This is a genomic window from Glutamicibacter sp. NPDC087673 (assembly GCF_044743255.1).
GTDB lineage: Bacteria > Actinomycetota > Actinomycetes > Actinomycetales > Micrococcaceae > Glutamicibacter.
This window is the reverse complement of sequence record NZ_JBIUWB010000018.1, coordinates 1-2,134: the sequence shown is the minus strand read 5'-3', so window position 1 is coordinate 2,134 and position 2,134 is coordinate 1. Positions and strand designations below refer to the sequence as shown.

Genomic DNA, 2,134 nt, shown 5'->3' with positions numbered 1-2,134 from the left:
AGAGGAATTTGAGCGAGTCTACTATGATGAAATGACAGGCTCGTTACCCGACGCAGCTGCACATAAGACGGCGGCATGATTTCCGGGACGGTTCAAGCTTCCCCGGAGGCATACGTTGGGCCTGGGGGCGCGTTGCCATCGTTCTTCTCGGGACTATTGCCCGAAGGCCATCGCCTGACCGTTCTCAAGGACGCAACTAAGACCAGCATCTCTGACGAGTTGACTCTGCTGATGGCAGTGGGCGCCGACACTCCAGGCAATGTACGCGTTGTTCCGGAAGGATCAGCACTGGAGCAAACCCCCGTGGTTGCTGAATTCAGCAGCACGGCCGAACTCGACTTCTCGGTCCTCGCGCGCACCTTGGACCGCCACTCGATCCCCGGCGTGCAAGACAAGATCAGCGCAACCATGCTGACAACACCAGTGGAGTTCAAGAACAGCGCCTATCTGCTCAAGCTTGATCCCCGGGATCATCCGCATTTGGCCGTTAATGAGGCGCAGCACCTGAAAGCAGCGCGATTGCTCAAACTTCCGGTCGCAAACAATCGGCTAGTACTGGATTCCACTGGGAGTCCGGGGCTGCTGGTCGAGAGGTTCGATCGCGAGGGTGTCGAGGGGGCGGATAGTCCCACGCGTTTGGCGTTGGAAGATGCCATGCAGGTATTGAACCTTCCGCCGGCAAGCAAGTATGCAGTGAGCACGGAACAAGCTATTGAAGCCTTAGCGCTGCAGTGCCAGGCTCCGGTGCTCGCCAGGCGCAATCTATACATGCAGTTCGTCTTTGCGTGGCTAACTGGCAACGGCGACTTGCATGGAAAGAACGTCTCGATTCTGGCGGACTTGCATGGACGGTTTAATGTAGCGCCCATCTACGACATCCCATGCACCCTGGTCTACGGCGATGACACCATGGCTTTGACTGTTGCCGGCAAGGCTAAGAATCTGAAGAAGAAGCACTGGGCGGAGCTTGCAAGGGTGCTCGGCTTGGCTGACCGGGCCACGCAGTCAGCGAACCAGTTGGCATTGAAAGCCGCATTGACTGTGGATCTCAGCGAGTTGCCTTTTGAAGGTTCACCTTTGCGTGGTGCGCAACGAGAACTCAGGTTCCGGCGCATGGAGCTGCAGTAGGCGTCTGAGCGGGACAAGTTAGTCTGCGAGCAACGTGAACGCAGGCAGCTGACTATTCTGGCTTTTCTTCGCTTGCCCCTTAAGGCCAGCCGTCCATGATGGATAGACGCGGAAACCGCGCTTGCCTGGAGCCGATGCTGAGGCGAAGACGCCCAGCTCCTCGAGGTGCTGTTGAGTAAAGCGGAAGACGCCGAAACAGCCGGCTTCCTCGATAAAGACCATAACTCCGCGCAGTCCCTCTTCGGATTCGTAGGGGGCAGTAGTCCCAGTTTCGTCCCGATGCCATATGGCTACGAACCCACCTGGCTTTGTTGGCGTGATCCTTGCGGTCCTGATCCGCCACCGCTGTCCGTCAAGCTCAGTTACCCCGGCTTGATAATCGCTCTGCTGTTCTTCGGGAGTCACCTCGCCATACGATTGCCCAGTGAGGTGGCAATAGCGTTCCAACGCCGTGAACTTCATAGACTTCATCCTGTATTCGGTAGATCATCAAGTGGAGTGGCAGCGATCGAAATATCGCTGCTATTCACCGTAGCCGAGGGTGGTGCTTACGTAGCACTGCAAGACCTGTATTGGGCCGGCATCAATGCCGACTGCTCTAGGTAGTCATTGCGCTGATGCCGCCTTGGCCGTCACGCGCATGGAACCTCCAGATGCATCGTTTCGCCATGTGCGTTCTCTTCTTGTGCCTTGCTCAGACGCACGCATGCGCCCGCATCGTCTAATCGGCTGATGTGGGCACAATTCATTGGGTTCGCGTATATGCGTACGCTTCTCAAGGGTTCAATAAACTCGCTAGGTACAGGCGCTGATGCTCTGTGCAGCTGCGAAATAATGTTTACGCGCTCAGCCCTAGCTCGGTAATAATTGCCAGCGATTGGGCACATGGAAAGAGCCGAATCAGCAGTTCAGGAATTAAGTGTGCACGGTCACCGTCAAAAACCACCCACCCGATTTGCAGGACCCCCAAAACCTGTGTATAGTTTTTCCTTGTCGCCGAGAACAA

General features: G+C 56.2%; 2 protein-coding genes. One reads left to right on the top strand and one right to left on the bottom strand.

Going from position 1 to position 2,134, the window contains the following annotated elements:
* The first annotated feature begins 75 nt into the window (after positions 1-75).
* Positions 76-1,128 carry a type II toxin-antitoxin system HipA family toxin gene (locus ACIOTL_RS18065; RefSeq protein WP_400344224.1) on the top strand — a complete coding sequence of 351 codons (1,053 nt, stop codon included), beginning with the start codon at positions 76-78 and terminating at the stop codon, positions 1,126-1,128.
* Positions 1,129-1,146: 18 nt separating this feature from the next.
* Here ACIOTL_RS18065 and ACIOTL_RS18060 read toward each other — a convergent pair whose 3' ends face one another.
* Positions 1,147-1,590 carry a MepB family protein gene (locus ACIOTL_RS18060; RefSeq protein ID WP_038993720.1) on the bottom strand — a complete coding sequence of 148 codons (444 nt, stop codon included), beginning with the start codon at positions 1,588-1,590 and terminating at the stop codon, positions 1,147-1,149.
* Between the last annotated feature and the right edge of the window lie 544 nt (positions 1,591-2,134).